At 57.7% G+C, this 539-nt stretch carries 1 protein-coding gene; it reads left to right on the top strand.

What is annotated here, in order from left to right; all coding sequences use genetic code 11:
• Positions 1-303 (top strand): 3-keto-5-aminohexanoate cleavage protein (locus EN750_RS38255; protein ID WP_145968387.1); only part of this gene is annotated, 303 nt, incomplete at its 5' end.
• Positions 304-539: the final 236 nt, after the last annotated feature.

Here is a 539-nt window from a genome sequence, read left to right on the forward strand (position 1 = left end):
GGTGTGAAATACGGCTTCGCGACGACGCCTGAGACCATGATGTTCGCCCGCAACATGCTGCCACGCGACGCCATCTGGACAGGCTTCGGCATCGGCCGCGCCGCTTACCCGATGTTGATGCAAGCTTACCTGCTCGGGGGCCATGTACGGATCGGCATGGAGGACACGATCCGCATGTCGAAGACCGAGCTTGTGAAGAGCAATGCTGAACTCGTCGAGAAAGCAAAATGGCTTCTGGAAAGGCTCGGCGCCACGATCGCCAGCCCTGCTTCAGCACGATCTCAACTTGCTTTGAAGTCTTAGCAGTCCTCAAATAAGGCTCAATGCCAGACTAAGGCTGTTTGCAGAGGGGAACTCGAGATTTGCTTTGTTCCCATGTGGATGCCCATTTGGTCGACGGGAAGGTGCGTCAATATCCGCTCTGCGGCGACCCGACGGATTTGAGCCGTTACACGTCTGCGGTGAAGTTCGAGCAGGCAGGCCGCGGCGGATGAAGCTGGATCCACAAGACAGTTTGCCCGGGATTCACGCTGCCGGTC

The sequence above is a fragment of the Mesorhizobium sp. M7A.F.Ca.ET.027.03.2.1 genome (assembly GCF_003999175.1).
GTDB lineage: Bacteria > Pseudomonadota > Alphaproteobacteria > Rhizobiales > Rhizobiaceae > Mesorhizobium.